This is a genomic window from Pseudomonas sp. R43(2017), assembly GCF_002112345.1.
Classification (GTDB): Bacteria; Pseudomonadota; Gammaproteobacteria; order Pseudomonadales; family Pseudomonadaceae; genus Aquipseudomonas; species Aquipseudomonas kribbensis.
Window position 1 is genome coordinate 236,959 of sequence record NZ_NEHJ01000002.1, and the last position, 16,123, is coordinate 253,081.

General features: G+C 60.8%; 20 protein-coding genes. 18 read left to right on the top strand and 2 right to left on the bottom strand.

From position 1 onward, the window contains the following. Nucleotides 1-76: 76 nt before the first annotated feature. The 7 genes from CAG02_RS05600 to CAG02_RS05630 all read left to right on the top strand — a co-directional run bounded on the left by CAG02_RS05600 (nucleotide 77) and on the right by CAG02_RS05630 (nucleotide 6,242). On the top strand, nucleotides 77-976 hold the full coding sequence (locus CAG02_RS05600; RefSeq protein ID WP_085709081.1) for an energy transducer TonB: 900 nt from the start codon (nucleotides 77-79) through the stop codon (nucleotides 974-976). 59 nt (nucleotides 977-1,035) lie between these two features. Next, nucleotides 1,036-1,608, top strand: coding sequence for a YqgE/AlgH family protein (locus CAG02_RS05605; protein WP_085709080.1), 573 nt, complete (start codon nucleotides 1,036-1,038; stop codon nucleotides 1,606-1,608). Further along, nucleotides 1,608-2,045, top strand: a complete 438-nt coding sequence (gene ruvX, locus CAG02_RS05610) for a Holliday junction resolvase RuvX (RefSeq protein WP_085709079.1) — start codon at nucleotides 1,608-1,610, stop codon at nucleotides 2,043-2,045. The genes CAG02_RS05605 and ruvX overlap by 1 nt, the downstream gene beginning before the upstream one ends. Before the next feature lie 81 nt (nucleotides 2,046-2,126). Then, nucleotides 2,127-2,630 (top strand): bifunctional pyr operon transcriptional regulator/uracil phosphoribosyltransferase PyrR, encoded by a 504-nt coding sequence (gene pyrR / locus CAG02_RS05615; protein WP_085709078.1) that lies wholly within the window; start codon nucleotides 2,127-2,129, stop codon nucleotides 2,628-2,630. Between the two features lie 27 nt (nucleotides 2,631-2,657). Then, nucleotides 2,658-3,662: an aspartate carbamoyltransferase catalytic subunit gene (locus CAG02_RS05620; protein ID WP_025109148.1), complete on the top strand. Its 1,005-nt coding sequence runs from the start codon at nucleotides 2,658-2,660 to the stop codon at nucleotides 3,660-3,662. Continuing rightward, nucleotides 3,659-4,930 (top strand): dihydroorotase, encoded by a 1,272-nt coding sequence (locus CAG02_RS05625; protein ID WP_085709077.1) that lies wholly within the window; start codon nucleotides 3,659-3,661, stop codon nucleotides 4,928-4,930. The genes CAG02_RS05620 and CAG02_RS05625 overlap by 4 nt, the downstream gene beginning before the upstream one ends. 532 nt (nucleotides 4,931-5,462) lie before the next feature. Further along, on the top strand, nucleotides 5,463-6,242 hold the full coding sequence (locus CAG02_RS05630) for a lipid II-degrading bacteriocin (RefSeq protein ID WP_256576840.1): 780 nt from the start codon (nucleotides 5,463-5,465) through the stop codon (nucleotides 6,240-6,242). Nucleotides 6,243-6,764: 522 nt separating this feature from the next. Here CAG02_RS05630 and CAG02_RS05640 read toward each other — a convergent pair. Beyond that, complete coding sequence (locus tag CAG02_RS05640) at nucleotides 6,765-7,199, bottom strand: TM2 domain-containing protein (RefSeq protein ID WP_085709075.1); 435 nt, start codon at nucleotides 7,197-7,199, stop codon at nucleotides 6,765-6,767. 248 nt (nucleotides 7,200-7,447) lie between these two features. Between CAG02_RS05640 and CAG02_RS05645 the strand changes: the two genes are divergently transcribed. Continuing rightward, nucleotides 7,448-8,071 (top strand): C40 family peptidase, encoded by a 624-nt coding sequence (locus tag CAG02_RS05645; RefSeq protein WP_085709074.1) that lies wholly within the window; start codon nucleotides 7,448-7,450, stop codon nucleotides 8,069-8,071. A 51-nt stretch (nucleotides 8,072-8,122) separates the two neighbouring features. Here the strand turns inward: CAG02_RS05645 and CAG02_RS05650 are convergent, their stop codons facing one another. After that, nucleotides 8,123-9,157 (bottom strand): type IV pilus twitching motility protein PilT, encoded by a 1,035-nt coding sequence (locus CAG02_RS05650; RefSeq protein ID WP_085709073.1) that lies wholly within the window; start codon nucleotides 9,155-9,157, stop codon nucleotides 8,123-8,125. A 56-nt stretch (nucleotides 9,158-9,213) separates the two neighbouring features. Here CAG02_RS05650 and CAG02_RS05655 point away from each other — a divergent pair, with 56 nt between their 5' ends. The 10 genes from CAG02_RS05655 (at nucleotide 9,214) to CAG02_RS05700 (ending at nucleotide 16,107) form a co-directional block, all read left to right on the top strand. Then, nucleotides 9,214-9,900, top strand: a complete 687-nt coding sequence (locus CAG02_RS05655; RefSeq protein ID WP_085709072.1) for a YggS family pyridoxal phosphate-dependent enzyme — start codon at nucleotides 9,214-9,216, stop codon at nucleotides 9,898-9,900. A gap of 23 nt (nucleotides 9,901-9,923) precedes the next feature. After that, entirely contained in the window at nucleotides 9,924-10,742 is an 819-nt protein-coding gene (proC, locus tag CAG02_RS05660; RefSeq protein WP_085709071.1) for a pyrroline-5-carboxylate reductase, read from the top strand. A gap of 10 nt (nucleotides 10,743-10,752) precedes the next feature. Further along, complete coding sequence (locus CAG02_RS05665; protein ID WP_085709070.1) at nucleotides 10,753-11,343, top strand: YggT family protein; 591 nt, start codon at nucleotides 10,753-10,755, stop codon at nucleotides 11,341-11,343. Continuing rightward, entirely contained in the window at nucleotides 11,340-11,630 is a 291-nt protein-coding gene (locus CAG02_RS05670) for a DUF167 domain-containing protein (RefSeq protein WP_085709069.1), read from the top strand. The genes CAG02_RS05665 and CAG02_RS05670 overlap by 4 nt, the downstream gene beginning before the upstream one ends. 109 nt (nucleotides 11,631-11,739) lie before the next feature. Continuing rightward, nucleotides 11,740-12,879: a homoserine O-acetyltransferase gene (locus tag CAG02_RS05675; protein ID WP_085709068.1), complete on the top strand. Its 1,140-nt coding sequence runs from the start codon at nucleotides 11,740-11,742 to the stop codon at nucleotides 12,877-12,879. A gap of 7 nt (nucleotides 12,880-12,886) precedes the next feature. After that, a complete protein-coding gene (gene metW / locus CAG02_RS05680; protein WP_085709067.1) occupies nucleotides 12,887-13,507 on the top strand; it encodes a methionine biosynthesis protein MetW in 621 nt (206 codons plus the stop codon). 26 nt (nucleotides 13,508-13,533) lie between these two features. Next, nucleotides 13,534-13,968 (top strand): DUF4426 domain-containing protein, encoded by a 435-nt coding sequence (locus CAG02_RS05685; RefSeq protein ID WP_085709066.1) that lies wholly within the window; start codon nucleotides 13,534-13,536, stop codon nucleotides 13,966-13,968. Further along, entirely contained in the window at nucleotides 13,965-14,561 is a 597-nt protein-coding gene (gene rdgB / locus CAG02_RS05690) for an RdgB/HAM1 family non-canonical purine NTP pyrophosphatase (protein ID WP_085709065.1), read from the top strand. Before CAG02_RS05685 ends, rdgB begins: the two co-directional genes overlap by 4 nt. Further along, nucleotides 14,558-15,763: a radical SAM family heme chaperone HemW gene (gene hemW / locus CAG02_RS05695; protein WP_085709064.1), complete on the top strand. Its 1,206-nt coding sequence runs from the start codon at nucleotides 14,558-14,560 to the stop codon at nucleotides 15,761-15,763. Before rdgB ends, hemW begins: the two co-directional genes overlap by 4 nt. Before the next feature lie 20 nt (nucleotides 15,764-15,783). Continuing rightward, nucleotides 15,784-16,107 carry a DUF3392 domain-containing protein gene (locus CAG02_RS05700; protein WP_085709063.1) on the top strand — a complete coding sequence of 108 codons (324 nt, stop codon included), beginning with the start codon at nucleotides 15,784-15,786 and terminating at the stop codon, nucleotides 16,105-16,107. Nucleotides 16,108-16,123 lie beyond the last annotated feature (16 nt).

Here is a 16,123-nt window from a genome sequence, read left to right on the forward strand (position 1 = left end):
TTGAAGCCCAAGGCGTGAAACCAACATTGCGTTATCATGCGCGGCCTGTGAAAAACGCGATGTTGGTTTTCTTGTCATGACACTTCCGTCCGATCTGCCTGCTGAACTCGCCCACCGCGGCGTGCGCCCGGTCGATCGCCTCGGATTTACCCTGTTTCTCGCGGCGCTGATCCATCTGGCGCTGCTGCTCGGCGTGGGTTTCACCATGGTCGAGCCCAAGCAGATCAGCAAAACCCTGGAAATCACCCTCGCCACCTTCAAGAGCGAAACCAAGCCCAAGAAGGCCGATTTCCTCGCTCAGGAAAACCAGGAAGGCAGCGGCACCCTCGACAAGAAGGCGATCCCCAAGACCACCGAGGTCGCGCCGTTCCAGGACAATCAGGTCAAGAAAGTCACGCCACCACCAGCCGCCAAGCCGGAAGTGCAGGAAGCCGCGCCCAAGGCAGCGGTGACCACCGTCGCGCCGAAGCCGAAAAAGGCGCCGACCAAGAAAGAAGAAGCCAAGACCGAGACCAAACCGACGGTCGATGCACCGACTTTCGACAGCTCGCAGCTCTCCAGCGATATCGCCAGCCTCGAAGCCGAACTGGCCAACGAACAACAGTTGTACGCCAAACGCCCGCGCATCCACCGCCTGAGCGCGGCCTCGACCATGCGCGACAAGGGCGCCTGGTACAAAGACGAATGGCGCAAGAAGGTCGAGCGCATCGGCAACCTCAATTACCCCGAAGAAGCCCGGCGCCAGCAGATTTACGGCAATTTGCGCCTGATGGTGTCGATCAACCGCGACGGCTCGCTGTATGAAGTACTGGTGCTGGAATCTTCCGGCCAGCCACTGCTGGATCAGGCGGCGCAGCGCATCGTTCGCCTGGCCGCGCCTTTCGCACCGTTTACCGGCGACCTGTCGGACATCGACCGGCTGGAAATCATACGCACCTGGAAATTCGCCCGGGGCGACCGGCTGTCCAGCAACTGAGCCGATCTTTTGACCGCTCCAGCTTGTCAGTTCGCCCCCCGAACGCCACACTACCGCACATGAAAAACGTCAGCCCCAGCTACCTCAAGCATCACTTCCTGATCGCCATGCCACACATGGCCGACCCGAACTTTGCCCACACCTTGACCTACATCGTCGAGCACACGGCCAATGGCGCAATGGGGCTGGTGGTCAACCGACCGCAAGAGCTGAATCTGGCCGACATCCTCGAGCAACTGCGCCCGGACATCGATCCGCCAGCGCTGTGCCAGCATGTGCCGATCTTCATCGGCGGCCCGGTGCAGACCGATCGCGGTTTTGTCCTGCATCCGGCGGGCAAGACGTTCCAGGCCACCGTCGAGCTGGAGGGCGACCTTGCACTGTCCACCTCGCAAGACGTGCTGTTCGCCATCGCCGACGGCGTCGGCCCGGCAAAAAGCCTGATCACCCTCGGCTACGCCGGTTGGGAAGCCGGGCAACTGGAGGCTGAAATGGCCGACAACGCCTGGCTGACCTGCCCTTACGACGCCGACATCCTGTTCAACACCAGCAGCGAACTGCGCCTGGAAGCGGCGGCCAAGCACCTGGGGATCAACCTCAACCTGCTGACCAGCCAGGCAGGGCACGCCTGATGGCCCTGCGCCTGATCCTCGGCTTCGACTACGGCACCAAACAGATCGGCGTGGCGGTCGGCCAGGTGATTACCGGCCAGGCCCGCGAACTGTGCACTTTGAAGGCGCAGAACGGCGTGCCGGACTGGAATCAGGTCGAAGCCCTGATAAAGGAATGGAAACCCGACGCCGTGGTGGTCGGCCTGCCGCTGAACATGGACGGTACGCCCAGCGAGATGTGCGCCCGCGCCGAGAAATTCGCCCGCCGCCTCAACGGCCGCTACAACCTGCCCTTCTATACCCACGACGAGCGCCTGACGACCTTCGAAGCCAAGGGCGAGCGACTGGTGCGCGGCGGACAGAAGGGCAGTTACCGCGACAACCCGGTGGATGCCATCGCTGCTGCCCTGCTGCTGCAGGGCTGGCTCGATGAAAACACCGCACTGTTTGAATCCTGACAAGCGCTACGGCGCTTTTCTTTTGGCTACAACCCGAGCCCCGGTTCGCGAGAACCGGCTCGACCCCGAGAAGGAGCAACCATGAGCCTGCCCAATCCCGCCGATCTGATCAGCCAGATGGCGACACGCCTCAAGGCGCACCTTGCCCAGCGTGGTATCAGCGAACCGCGTTACATCGGCATCCGCACCGGCGGCGTCTGGGTCGCCCAGGCCCTGCTCGCAGAGCTGGGCAGCGATGCGCCCTTGGGCACGCTGGATGTTTCCTTCTACCGCGACGATTTCAGCCAGAACGGCCTGCACCCGCAAGTGCGCCCGTCCGCCCTGCCCTTCGAAATCGAAGGCCAGCATCTGGTGCTGATCGATGACGTACTGATGAGCGGCCGGACCATCCGCGCCGCCATGAACGAACTTTTCGACTACGGCCGCCCGGCCAGCGTGACGCTGGTCTGCCTGCTGGACCTGGACGCCGGCGAGCTGCCGATCCGCCCGAACGTGGTCGGCGCGACCCTGTCGCTGGCCGCCCACGAGCGGGTCAAGCTGTCCGGCCCGGAGCTGGCCCTCGAACTGCAAGACCTTGCCCTTTAATCCGCCCTATTGAGAGTCCCCTTCGCGATGACGCCTCTAGATACCAAGCGCCCGCTGCAGCTCAATGATCAGGGCCAGCTGCGCCACTTCCTCTCGCTCGACGGCCTGCGCCGCGAGTTGCTGACGGAAATCCTCGACACCGCCGACTCGTTCCTCGAAGTCGGTGCCCGGGCCGTGAAGAAGGTCCCGTTGCTGCGCGGCAAGACCGTGTGCAACGTGTTCTTCGAAAACTCCACCCGCACCCGCACCACCTTCGAACTGGCGGCCCAGCGGCTGTCGGCGGACGTGATCACCCTGAACGTGTCGACCTCGTCGGCCAGCAAGGGCGAAACCCTGCTCGACACCCTGCGCAACCTCGAAGCCATGGCCGCCGACATGTTCGTCGTGCGCCACGGTGATTCGGGCGCCGCGCACTTCATCGCCGAGCATGTCTGCCCGCAGGTGGCGATCATCAACGGCGGCGACGGCCGTCACGCGCACCCGACCCAGGGCATGCTCGACATGCTGACCATCCGTCGGCACAAGGGCAGCTTCGAAAACCTCTCGGTGGCCATCGTCGGCGACATCCTGCACTCGCGGGTCGCGCGCTCGAACATGCTCGCCCTGAAGACCCTCGGTTGCCAGGACATCCGCGTGATCGCGCCGAAGACCCTGCTGCCGATCGGCATCGAGCAGTACGGCGTGAAGGTATACACCGACATGACCGAAGGCCTGAAGGACGTCGACGTAGTGATCATGCTGCGCCTGCAGCGTGAGCGCATGACCGGCGGCCTGCTGCCGAGCGAAGGCGAGTTCTACCGCCTGTTCGGCCTGACCACCGCGCGCCTGGCCGGCGCCAAGCCCGATTGCATCGTCATGCACCCGGGGCCGATCAACCGTGGCGTGGAGATCGAGTCGGCGGTGGCCGACGGCCCGCACTCGGTGATCCTCAATCAAGTTACCTACGGCATCGCGATCCGTATGGCCGTGCTGTCCATGGCCATGAGCGGGCAGACTGCCCAGCGCCAATTCGAGCAGGAGAACGCCCAGTGAAGCTCAGCATTCTCGGCGCCCGCGTCATCGATCCAAGCAGCGGCCTGGATCAAATCACCGATATTCACGTTGAAGCCTGCAAGATCGTCGCCCTCGGCGCGGCACCGGCCGGTTTCACCGCTGTGGAAACCATCGACGCCCAAGGCCTTGTCGCCGCTCCGGGTCTCGTCGACCTGAACGTTGCCCTGCGCGAGCCGGGCTACAGCCGCAAAGGCACCATCGCCAGCGAAACCCGCGCCGCGGCGGCCGGTGGCGTGACCAGCCTGTGCTGCCCGCCGAAGACCAAACCGGTACTCGACACCTCCGCCGTGGCCGAGCTGATCCTCGACCGCGCCCGCGAGGCCGGCAACACCAAGGTGTTCCCGATCGGCGCCCTGAGCAAAGGCCTGGATGGTGAACAACTGGCCGAGCTCGTTGCCCTGCGCGACGCCGGTTGCGTGGCGTTCGGCAACGGTCTGGAGAGTTTCCGCAACACCCGCACCCTGTGCCGGGCGCTGGATTACGCGGCAACGTTCGACCTGACGGTGATTTTCAACTCCCAGGATCACGACCTTGCCGACGGTGGCCTGGCCCACGAAGGCGCCACCGCCAGCTTCCTCGGCCTGCCGGGTATCCCGGAAACCGCTGAAACCGTGGCCCTGGCCCGAGACCTGCTGCTGGTCGAGCAGACCGGCGTGCGCGCGCACTTCAGTCAACTGACCAGCGCTCGCGGCGTGGCCCTGATCGCTCAGGCCCAGGCCCGTGGCCTGAAAGTCACGGCGGATGTCGCCCTGTATCAGCTGATCCTGACGGATGAAGCGCTGATCGACTTCAGCAGCCTGTATCACGTGCAACCGCCGCTGCGCACCCGCGCCGACCGCGACGGCCTGCGTGAAGCGGTGAAGTCCGGGGTGGTTTCGGCGATTTCCAGCCATCACCAGCCCCATGAGCGCGATGCGAAACTGGCACCGTTCGGCGCTACCGAGCCGGGCATCAGCAGTGTCGAACTGCTGCTGCCGCTGGCGATGACGCTTGTCGAGGATGGTCTGCTGGACCTGCCGACCCTGCTGGCACGTCTGAGCGCCGGCCCGGCCGACGCCCTGCGCCTGCCGGCAGGCAAGCTGGCAGTAGGTGGCGCGGCGGATATCGTGCTGTTCGATCCGAAGGCCTCGACCGTGGCCGGCGAGAGCTGGCTGTCGAAGGGCGAGAACTGCCCGTTCCTCGGTCACAGCCTGCCGGGCGTGGTGCGTTACACCCTGGTGGATGGCCGGATCAGCCATCAGGCATGAAGACTGGAGGTAGCAGGCTGCAATGGCCTGCTACCTCTTGAACTTCATTTGATAGCGACAAACATCCTTATTGGAAAATTTTCGCTCAAAGTCACTGTTCGCAACATCAAATCTCCCTCACCGGTCTTCTGCCGTTAGATCTGCACCAAGTGGCGCAGGAAAGCGGCTACCCGCCATAAAGAAATCTCCGACGTTTTACACCCGCCCTGTAAAAACAGCCGCGAAATAATCAGAAACAGCCTACAAAGTTCTCGTAGGTAACATCTACATAGAGTCATTAACATAAAACCGTCAGAAGGATAACTAATACCCACAAGGATGAGCACATGAAAAATGGACTTACGCTTCCCCCTATTATCACCAAAGGTACAACAGGAAACTCTGGCGGTTTACAGTCGACTCCGGATTCAGATGGGGGACCTATGCAACAGCAGATTGGCAGGGCGCAGGAGAGGCCATCATCACCCATGACGGTCAAACCTATTCACTGCCACTGAGCAATGGCCCCGTAATAACCTCAGCAGAAATGGATATGTTTCATGCCTGGCTTGAGATGAAATCCGGAATCAAAGCCTTCACCTATGAACTGCAAATGGTGAACAAGGCAATTAACAACGATGCTCTGGGTGGAATCCGCGACCTCTGGAGGATCACGGAAAGCGACAACTACTTATTGAACAGCTCCACCATTATCAGCCATGGTTATTTCAAGAACAAAGTCATCAACTTCAGCTTGGCTGACTCATTTGCGGCACAGCAAAAACTAAGCCCCATAGAAGCACTGATCAAAGTCGCAGCGACGGCTCCGTACAACCTGAATTACGAAACGCTCACAACCGAGCTTTCCGGAGGTACCTTCAGCCCGATCAAAGCCTTCGCTCATTATCTCTGGGGAAAGGGTGAGAGGATGAGGGTCAACATCAACAACATTGGCCTGAACGTCAGAGCCAATGAACTACCATTACTGGCAAGCTCTATTGCAAGCACTCGAGAAGCTGGTACTTATTACTTGTCCGACCCCAGGATTCCTTACGCTACCATCAATGACAGCAACGTCACCGGAGCTTATCTAGGAAGAATAACGATAAAAATGGAGGGAAACTTCATCAGAGACAACACAGGATCCTGGGTTTTCGATGGCGTTATCAGAGCATATACTGACACTTACGATTTCGACGCAAGCAACAGATCAACTGCCCTTGAGTTATTAACGACAGCAGGCAGAGTATTTTCTGGAACACATTACGAAATCGACATTTTTGGTGAGCATAAAATAAGGCTAAGCGGAACTGGGTTTAATCCTGCCCAGTAAGCTTCAGCATTCTTACAGACATCCGAACGATGGAGAGCGAATGGACAGGACCTGCAGATTATTGAGATATCTATACCCGATCGCTCTCGTACTTACATCTGGCGCAGGAGTGCTCGTACTAATAGAAAATCTCAAATCAGAAACGTATGACATAAGCCAGGATACAATCGGCTTGCCCATTGGTGTGACGCTGATGATTTTCCTGACACTTGCACTAATGCACCTACTGCAGATTCTCCTATTAGGCTGGGCAAACACCAATTCGCTCAGAGGTCTGTTATTGAAAATATCAGCCTACTTGATAGCGACACTATCGCTATTGATTCTGGTTGACAGGATTGTGTATTGGTCCATGCCCCATCACACCGTCATTGCAATACTTTATGGTGTCACTGCCCTTACGTTTGTCGCTTTCCAAATGCAAACCTTCGCGCAATCGAAATAGCACAGATGCAAAACCGGAAGTCGAAGGGGGACCTGCCAGCGCACGAACTGCGCCGGCGGTTCTCCCCTCGCCATCACTTACTGAAAAGCGCCCCGCCCTTCGGCATTACGCACCGACACCTGATCATTCAGCGTCCAGAAGTCATACAGCACGCCCAGAAAGAACAACCCGCCGGTCAGCAGGTACAGCAAGCCTGTGATCCACTTGCCCTGATACATCCGGTGCACGCCGAACGCGCCGAGGAATGTCAGCAGAATCCACGCCACGTTGTATTCGATCGGCCCCGCAGCAAAGCGCAGGTCCGCTTCCCGGTCCATTGCCGGGATCAGGAACACGTCGATCAGCCAGCCAATCCCCAGCAGGCCGAAGGTGAAAAACCAGATCGTGCCGGTCACCGGCTTGCCGTAATAGAAGCGGTGCGACCCGGTAAAACCGAAGATCCACAACAGGTAACCGATCACCTTGCTATGGGTGTCCTTTTCCTTCACTTGTGGCAGTTGATAGCGGTTCATGAAGACCTCGATACACGCGATAGATAAATTTTCTTTAATTCTTTGTGACTTTTTTACATGTAGCCGACGTACGGCAAATGCTACCTTGTGGTCCGTCAAAGCCTTATAGCACCTGACTTCTGTCCGACAATTGCGTCTATTTGCCGCTTGTTTGGTTCCGTTGCCCGCCTTTTGAATCGACCAACGGCCTCGGAAGGGACAAAAAAGCTGTTATAAAGTTGCGCGCTAACACATAAGAGCCCTGCCTAATGCGTCCATTTTTCAAGACATGGCTAACTATTTGCCTATTAATGCCACTGGCCGCCCACGCCACCAATCGTGAGCAACGTCTTCCCAACGTTAACGGTTTCACTCCCAAATCCCATGCCTCTGCTCCCTCGAACAAAGGCAAGCAAACGAAACACACCACGCTCGCCAGCAAGGGTCACGGCAAGCTGGTTCCACCGATGGCGAACAAGGAAAGCAGCAACGTCCTCAGTCGTGCGGTGAACGTCCTCGGTACACCTTACCGTTGGGGCGGCAGCAGCCCGAGTAAAGGCTTCGACTGCAGCGGCCTGGTGAAATACGCGTTCAACGACGCGACTTTCGACCTGCCCCGCACCTCGAATGCCATGGCCAGCGGTCATGGCGAGAAAGTCGAGCGCAAGGATCTCAAGCCTGGCGACCTGATTTTCTTCAACATCAAGAGCCGTCGGGTCAACCACGTTGCCATCTACCTGGGCAACGACCGCTTCATCCACGCACCGCGCCGTGGCAAAGCGGTGAGCATCGATACGCTGAACAAGCCGTATTGGGAACAGCATTACGTGGTTGCCAAGCGCGTGCTGCCGAAAGAACCGGGCGGCAAGCAGATGCGCGTCGTACAGCGCTGATCCTTGCAGATCACAAAAAACGCAGCCCTCTGGCTGCGTTTTTTTTCGTCACTAGAAATTATCCGGTGTCCGCGCCTTCTCCCGCGCATGTTCGCGACTGATCAGGCCCTTGGTCACCAGATCCTTCAGGCACATGTCGAGCGTCTGCATCCCCAGCGACCCGCCGGTCTGGATCGCCGAATACATCTGCGCCACCTTGTCCTCGCGGATCAGGTTCCGGATCGCCGACGTTCCCAGCATGATCTCGTGGGCCGCCACCCGGCCGCCGCCGATCTTCTTGATCAGCGTCTGCGACACCACGGCCAGCAACGACTCCGACAGCATCGAGCGCACCATGGACTTCTCATCCCCCGGGAACACGTCCACCACCCGGTCGATGGTCTTGGCCGCCGAGGTGGTGTGCAGCGTGCCGAACACCAGATGCCCGGTTTCCGCAGCGGTCAGCGCCAGGCGGATGGTTTCCAGGTCGCGCATCTCGCCCACCAGGATCACGTCCGGGTCTTCACGCAGCGCCGAGCGCAGTGCCGTGGCAAAACTGCGGGTATCGCGGTGGACTTCACGCTGATTGATCAGGCATTTGCGCGATTCGTGGACGAATTCGATGGGGTCTTCGATGGTCAGGATGTGGTGATGACGGTGGGTGTTGAGGTAATCGATCATCGCCGCCAGGGTGGTGGACTTGCCGGAACCGGTCGGCCCGGTCACCAGCACCAGACCACGCGGGGCGTCGGTGATCTTGCGAAAGACATCACCCATGGCGAGGTCTTCCATGCTCAGCACTTTCGACGGGATGGTGCGGAACACGGCGCCGGCGCCACGGTTCTGGTTGAAGGCGTTGACCCGAAAGCGCGCCACACCCGGCACTTCGAAGGAAAAGTCGGTTTCCAGATGTTTCTCGTACTCCACCCGCTGGGTGTCGTTCATGATGTCGTAGATCAGCTCGTGCACCTGTTTGTGATCCAGCGCCGGCAGATTGATCCGCCGCACATCGCCATCCACGCGGATCATCGGCGGCAGTCCGGCCGACAGGTGCAGGTCGGAAGCGCCCTGTTTGGCGCTGAAGGCCAGCAGTTCAGTGATATCCATAGCGTCCCTCAATTCCAGTAGAATGCCGCGAACCTTCAGACCGCTGGCGCCTCTTGATGTCCACGATAGCAGACAACATTCTCCAGGTTAGTTCGCGCATTAAGGCAGCCGTCAAAGCCGCCGGCCGCGACGAAAACAGCGTCCAGCTGCTGGCCGTGAGCAAGACCAAACCCGCCCAAGCCCTGCGCGAAGCGTACGCCGCCGGCCTGCGCGACTTTGGCGAGAACTATCTGCAGGAAGCTTTGGGCAAACAGCTCGAACTGGCCGACCTGCCCTTGATCTGGCACTTCATCGGCCCCATTCAGTCGAACAAGACCCGCTCGATTGCCGAGCACTTCGCCTGGGTGCACTCCGTGGATCGTCTGAAAATTGCCCAACGTCTCTCCGAGCAACGTCCGGCGGATCTCCCGCCACTGAATATCTGCATTCAGGTCAATGTCAGCGGTGAGGCCAGCAAGTCCGGCTGCACCCCGGCCGACCTGCCGGCCCTGGCCCAGGCCATCAGCGCCCTGCCGCGCTTGAAGTTGCGCGGGCTGATGGCGATTCCCGAGCCTACCGAAGATCGCGCCGAGCAGGATGCTGCATTCGCTGCCGTCCAGAAGCTGCAGGCAGGTCTCGATCTGCCGCTCGACACACTTTCCATGGGCATGAGCCACGACCTCGAGTCGGCCATTGCCCAGGGCGCCACCTGGGTCCGTATCGGTACGGCCCTGTTTGGCGCTCGCGACTACTCCCAATCTTGATGATTTCCAGATAAGGACCTGACATGAGCAACACGCGTATTGCCTTTATCGGTGCCGGCAACATGGCCGCCAGCCTGATCGGCGGCCTGCGGGCCAAGGGTCTGGAAGCCGCACACATCCGCGCCAGCGATCCGGGCGAAGAGACCCGCAACCGGGTCAGCGCCGAACACGGCATCGAAACCTTCGCCGACAACGCCCAGGCCATCGACGGCGCTGACGTTGTCGTGCTGGCAGTCAAGCCGCAGGCCATGAAAGCCGTGTGCGAAGCGATTCGCCCGAGCCTGAAGCCGAACCAACTGGTGGTGTCCATCGCCGCCGGCATCACCTGTGCCAGCATGACCGCATGGCTCGGCGAGCAGCCGATCGTGCGCTGCATGCCCAACACCCCGGCGCTGCTGCGTCAAGGCGTGAGCGGTCTGTACGCCACCGGCGAAGTGAGCGCCGAACAGCGCCAGCAGGCTGAAGAGCTGCTGTCCGCCGTGGGCCTCGCCCTGTGGCTGAACGAAGAGCAGCAACTGGACGCGGTCACTGCCGTCTCCGGTTCCGGCCCGGCCTACTTCTTCCTGCTGATCGAAGCCATGACCGCCGCCGGCGTCAAACTCGGCCTGCCGAAGGAAACCGCCGAGCAACTGACCCTGCAAACCGCGCTGGGCGCCGCGCACATGGCCGTTTCCAGCGACGTCGACGCCGCCGAACTGCGCCGCCGCGTGACCTCGCCAGCGGGCACCACTGAAGCTGCGATCAAATCGTTCCAGGCCGGCGGCTTCGAAGCCCTGGTGGAAAAAGCACTCGGCGCCGCCGCGCACCGCTCGGCCGAGATGGCCGAACAACTGGGCAAATAAGGAGCCTTACATGATTGGATTGAACACCGCAGCGGTCTACGTGCTGCAAACCCTCGGCAGCCTGTACCTGCTGATCGTGCTGCTGCGCTTCGTCCTGCAACTGGTACGGGCGAACTTCTACAACCCGCTGTGCCAGTTCGTGGTCAAGGCCACCCAGCCGCTGCTCAAGCCACTGCGCCGGATCATCCCGAGCCTGTTCGGCCTCGACATGTCCTCGCTGGTGCTGGCAATCCTCGTACAACTGGCACTGATGGCACTGACCCTGCTGCTGACCTACGGCACCACCGGCAACCCGTTGCAACTGTTCATCTGGTCGATCATCGGTGTGACCGCGTTGTTCCTGAAGATTTTCTTCTTCGCCCTGATCATCAGCGTGATCCTGTCGTGGGTCGCTCCGGGCAGCCATAACCCGGGCGCCGAACTGGTCAACCAGATCTGCGAACCGGCCCTGGCGCCGTTCCGTCGCTTCCTGCCGAGCATGGGCGGCCTGGACCTGTCGCCGATCTTCGCCTTCCTCGCGCTGAAGCTGATCGACATGCTGGTGATCAACAACCTCGCGGCGATGACGATGATGCCGGAAATCCTGCGCCTGTTGATGTGAGCTGGTTCCGTTGGGACGGTGACGACTTGATCCTCGAGTGTCACCTGCAACCTGCAGCCCGCAGCGATGACTTCGCCGGGCTGCACGGTGATCGCCTGAAGATCCGCCTGACCGCGCCGCCGGTCGAGGGCAAGGCCAATGCGTATCTGATGGGGTTTCTGGCCAAGGCTTTTGGGGTTTCCAAGAGCCAGGTCAGCCTGATCAGCGGTGAGTTGAACCGGCAGAAGCGGGTAAAGATTTGCTCACCGAAGAAACTCCCGGATTTACCCGGTTTAGCTCTTCCTTGATCGCTCCCACGCTCCGCGTGGGAACGAGCGCAAATCAGGCCTGATCGTTGCTTGCCGCTGGGGGCAGCGGTCTTTAGACTTACGCCTCATTTCAACGAGAGCAGGGTCGATGCCAGCTGCCTTTCCCCCCGATTCTGTTGGTCTGGTGACGCCGCAAACGGCGCACTTCAGCGAACCGCTGGCCCTGGCCTGCGGCCGTTCGCTGGCCGCTTATGACCTGATCTACGAAACCTACGGCACGCTGAACGCGCAAGCGAGCAACGCCGTGTTGATCTGCCACGCCTTGTCCGGCCACCACCACGCCGCTGGTTATCACAGCATCGACGACCGCAAGCCCGGTTGGTGGGACAGCTGCATCGGCCCCGGCAAACCGATCGACACCAACAAGTTCTTCGTGGTCAGCCTGAACAACCTCGGCGGCTGTAACGGCTCCACCGGCCCGAGCAGCCTTAACCCGGACACCGGCAAGCCATTCGGCGCCGATTTCCCGGTACTGACCGTGGAAGACTGGGTGCACAGCCAGGCACGCCTGGCCGACCTGCTCGGCATCGGCCAGTGGGCGGCGGTGATCGGCGGCAGCCTCGGCGGCATGCAGGCGCTGCAATGGACCATCACCTATCCGGATCGCGTGCGTCACTGCCTGGCCATCGCCTCGGCCCCCAAGCTGTCGGCGCAGAACATCGCCTTCAACGAAGTGGCGCGCCAGGCGATTCTCACCGACCCGGAATTCCACGGCGGCTCGTTCCAGGAACAAGGCGTGATCCCCAAGCGCGGCCTGATGCTGGCGCGGATGGTCGGGCACATCACCTACCTGTCCGACGACTCCATGGGCGAGAAATTCGGCCGTGGCCTGAAGAGCGAAAAGCTCAACTACGACTTCCACAGTGTCGAGTTCCAGGTCGAAAGCTACCTGCGCTATCAGGGCGAAGAATTCTCCGGGCGCTTCGATGCCAACACCTATCTGTTGATGACCAAGGCGCTGGACTACTTCGATCCGGCGGCGAACTTCGACGATAACCTGGCGAAAACCTTCGAAGGCGCGAAAGCCAAGTTCTGCGTGATGTCGTTCACCACCGACTGGCGCTTCTCCCCGGCCCGTTCGCGGGAACTGATGGACGCGCTGATGGCCGCGCGCAAGGACGTCAGCTACCTGGAAATCGACGCACCCCAGGGCCACGACGCCTTCCTGATTCCGATCCCGCGCTATTTGCAGGCGTTCGGCAATTACATGAACCGAATTACGGTGTGAACAAGCCATGAGAGCTGATCTGGAAATCATCCAGGAATGGATCCCCGCCGGCAGCCGCGTGCTCGACCTCGGTTGCGGTGACGGCGAGTTGCTGACCTGGCTGCGCGACCACAAGCAGGTCACCGGTTATGGCCTGGAAAACGACCCGGACAACATTGCCGAGTGCGTGGCCAAGGGCATCAACGTCATCGAACAGGACCTGGACAAGGGCCTGGGCAACTTCGCCAGCAACAGCTTCGACGTGGTCGTGATGACCCAGGCCCTGCAGGCCGTGCACTACCCGGACAAGATCCTCGACGAAATGCTGCGGGTCGGTCGCCAGTGCATCATCACCTTCCCCAACTTCGGCCACTGGCGCTGCCGCTGGTATCTGGCGAGCAAGGGCCGGATGCCGGTGTCCGAGTTCCTGCCGTACACCTGGTACAACACGCCGAACATTCACTTCTGCACCTTCGAAGACTTTGAAGAACTTTGTCGCGAACGTGAGGCGAAGGTCATTGATCGGCTTGCCGTGGATCAACAGCACCGCCACGGGTGGGCCAGTAAGCTATGGCCTAATCTGTTAGGTGAGATCGGTATCTACCGCGTCAGCAGCCCGGGGCTGCAGGATCACAAAATCGCGGTCTGAACCACGACATTGCGAGGAGAACGAACATGGGACGCCTGATTACCACGCTGCTGGCCGCCTGCCTGAGCCTGTCGGCCATGGCAGCCGATGCCATCAAGAGCGAGCGCCAGGAAACCTTCGGCGACGTGACGGTGCACTACAACACCTTCAACTCGACCTACCTGCAACCGGACATCGCCAAGGCTGCCGAGCTGATCCGCAGCAAGAATCAGGGCGTGATCAATGTCTCGGTGATCAAGGACGGCAAGCCGTTGATCGCCAACGTCACCGGCACGGTGAAAGATCTGACCAGCCAGACCGTGACCCTGAATTTCCGTCAGGTCACCGAACAGGGCGCGATCTATTACATCGCCCAGTACCCGGTGGAACAGCAGGAAACCCGCACCTTCGAAATCAAGGTGCAGAACGGTGACAAGATCAACACCATCAATTTCAACCAAGAGCTTTTCCCCGGCGAATGATGAACCTCAAGCAACTCGTACTGGCCAGCCATAACGCCGGCAAACTCAAGGAACTCCAGGCCATGCTCGGCGAATCGGTGCAATTGCGCTCGATCGGCGAGTTCAGCAGCGTGGAGCCGGAAGAAACCGGCCTGTCGTTCGTCGAGAACGCGATCCTCAAGGCCCGCAATGCCGCGCGTATCTCCGGGTTGCCGGCGCTGGCCGACGATTCGGGGCTGGCGGTGGATTTCCTCGGCGGTGCGCCGGGCATCTATTCCGCTCGCTACGCCGACGGCAAGGGCGACGCGGCGAACAACGCCAAGCTGCTCGACGCCTTGAAGGATGTGCCTGAAGCCGAGCGCGGCGCGCAGTTCGTCTGCGTGCTGGCCTTGGTGCGTCACGCCGACGATCCGCTGCCGATCCTCTGCGAAGGCCTGTGGCACGGGCGCATCCTGACCGCCGCCAGCGGCGAGCACGGTTTCGGCTACGATCCGCTGTTCTGGGTGCCGGAGCGTAACGTGTCCAGCGCCGAACTGAGCCCGAGCGACAAGAATCAGATCAGCCACCGCGCCCGTGCAATGGATCTGCTGCGCCAGCGTCTGGGCTTGAAATGACCCGTGATTCTTCTGCGTCGCCACTGATCGTCGGTGGCGCCGCCCCCTCGCCTCGGGCGCCGTTGCCGACGCTGCCGCCCCTGGCACTGTACATCCACATCCCGTGGTGCGTGCGCAAATGCCCGTATTGCGACTTCAACTCCCACACCGCCAGCCCGGTGCTGCCGGAGCAGGAATATGTCGACGCGTTGCTTGCCGACCTTGATCAGGATCTGCACGCGGTGTACGGCCGTGAGCTGAGCTCGATCTTCTTTGGCGGTGGCACGCCGAGCCTGTTCAGTGCCGAATCACTGGGCCGCTTGCTCGAAGGCGTCAAACAACGCATCCCGTTTGCCGAGGACATCGAAATCACCCTGGAAGCCAACCCCGGGACTTTCGAGCAAGAGAAGTTCGTCGCCTACCGCAAACTGGGGATCAATCGCCTGTCGATCGGCATCCAGAGCTTCCAGCAGGAAAAGCTCAAGGCCCTCGGCCGCATCCACAACGGCGACGAAGCGGTGCGTGCCGCCGGCATGGCGCGCCAGGCCGGGTTCGATAACTTCAACCTCGACCTGATGCACGGCCTGCCGGACCAGTCACTGGACGATGCCTTGAGCGATCTGCGCCAGGCGATCGAGCTGCAACCGACGCACATCTCCTGGTATCAGCTGACACTGGAACCGAACACCGTGTTCTGGAACCAACCGCCGGTGCTGCCGGAAGACGACACGTTGTGGGACATTCAAGAGGCCGGACAGGCGCTGCTGGCCGAACACGGTTACGCGCAGTACGAGGTTTCGGCCTATGCGCAAGCCGGTCGTCCGGCGCGGCATAACCTCAATTACTGGAGTTTCGGCGACTTCATCGGTATCGGCGCCGGTGCTCACGGCAAGCTCAGCCATCCGGACGGGCGCATCGTGCGCACCTGGAAAACGCGCTTGCCGAAGGACTACCTCAACCCGGCCAAAAGTTTCCAGGCCGGCGAGAAAGCCCTGACCAACGAAGAGATGCCCTTCGAGTTCCTGATGAACGCCCTGCGCCTGACTGCCGGCGTCGAATCACGCCTGTATCCCGAGCGCACCGGCCTGCCGCTGGAAAGCCTCGACGAACACCGCCGCGAGGCCGAACAAAGCGGTCTGTTGCAGGTCGAACCGTCACGTCTGGCGGCTACCGAGCGCGGACAACTCTTTCTCAACGATTTGCTGCAGAAATTTCTGAGCTGAATGGCTCCCGGGGAAACCGCATGGATTTGATACTCGACCTGCTCGCCACTGTCTCCCGCTGGAGCCGCAGCAACCTCTCGGAAATCGCGCTGGCCCTGGTGGGCTGCCTGCTGGTGCTGTTCGGCGCCGACTTCAAAGGCTGGGTCGAGCAACGCCTGGGCAGCATCGCCGGCGCCCTGCGCGTCCCGCTGATGGCCCTGCTGTGCATGGTCGGCAGCGGCGCGGCGCTGATCTACGCCACACCGTGGGTGGTGAAGGGGCTGAGCCAGTTCAACAACTACAGCCTGGCGCCGGTGTTGTTGGTGGTGCTGGTTTTGATCGGCGTAGTCGCCGACCGCCGCTGAATACCGACAGGGAAGT

Excerpts from the sequence above, each read along its gene's own strand:
- proC (WP_085709071.1), top strand. The coding sequence starts at position 9,924 with ATGAGCAACACGCGTATTGCCTTTATCGGTGCCGGCAACATGGCCGCC.
- CAG02_RS05655 (WP_085709072.1), top strand. The coding sequence starts at position 9,214 with ATGTCCACGATAGCAGACAACATTCTCCAGGTTAGTTCGCGCATTAAG.
- hemW (WP_085709064.1), top strand. The coding sequence starts at position 14,558 with ATGACCCGTGATTCTTCTGCGTCGCCACTGATCGTCGGTGGCGCCGCC.
- CAG02_RS05650 (WP_085709073.1), bottom strand. The coding sequence starts at position 9,157 with ATGGATATCACTGAACTGCTGGCCTTCAGCGCCAAACAGGGCGCTTCC.
- ruvX (WP_085709079.1), top strand. The coding sequence starts at position 1,608 with ATGGCCCTGCGCCTGATCCTCGGCTTCGACTACGGCACCAAACAGATC.
- CAG02_RS05600 (WP_085709081.1), top strand. The coding sequence starts at position 77 with ATGACACTTCCGTCCGATCTGCCTGCTGAACTCGCCCACCGCGGCGTG.
- CAG02_RS05630 (WP_256576840.1), top strand. The coding sequence starts at position 5,463 with ATGTTTCATGCCTGGCTTGAGATGAAATCCGGAATCAAAGCCTTCACC.
- CAG02_RS05620 (WP_025109148.1), top strand. The coding sequence starts at position 2,658 with ATGACGCCTCTAGATACCAAGCGCCCGCTGCAGCTCAATGATCAGGGC.
- CAG02_RS05605 (WP_085709080.1), top strand. The coding sequence starts at position 1,036 with ATGAAAAACGTCAGCCCCAGCTACCTCAAGCATCACTTCCTGATCGCC.
- pyrR (WP_085709078.1), top strand. The coding sequence starts at position 2,127 with ATGAGCCTGCCCAATCCCGCCGATCTGATCAGCCAGATGGCGACACGC.
- CAG02_RS05700 (WP_085709063.1), top strand. The coding sequence starts at position 15,784 with ATGGATTTGATACTCGACCTGCTCGCCACTGTCTCCCGCTGGAGCCGC.
- CAG02_RS05640 (WP_085709075.1), bottom strand. The coding sequence starts at position 7,199 with ATGAACCGCTATCAACTGCCACAAGTGAAGGAAAAGGACACCCATAGC.
- CAG02_RS05675 (WP_085709068.1), top strand. The coding sequence starts at position 11,740 with ATGCCAGCTGCCTTTCCCCCCGATTCTGTTGGTCTGGTGACGCCGCAA.
- CAG02_RS05685 (WP_085709066.1), top strand. The coding sequence starts at position 13,534 with ATGGGACGCCTGATTACCACGCTGCTGGCCGCCTGCCTGAGCCTGTCG.
- metW (WP_085709067.1), top strand. The coding sequence starts at position 12,887 with ATGAGAGCTGATCTGGAAATCATCCAGGAATGGATCCCCGCCGGCAGC.
- CAG02_RS05645 (WP_085709074.1), top strand. The coding sequence starts at position 7,448 with ATGCGTCCATTTTTCAAGACATGGCTAACTATTTGCCTATTAATGCCA.
- CAG02_RS05665 (WP_085709070.1), top strand. The coding sequence starts at position 10,753 with ATGATTGGATTGAACACCGCAGCGGTCTACGTGCTGCAAACCCTCGGC.
- rdgB (WP_085709065.1), top strand. The coding sequence starts at position 13,965 with ATGATGAACCTCAAGCAACTCGTACTGGCCAGCCATAACGCCGGCAAA.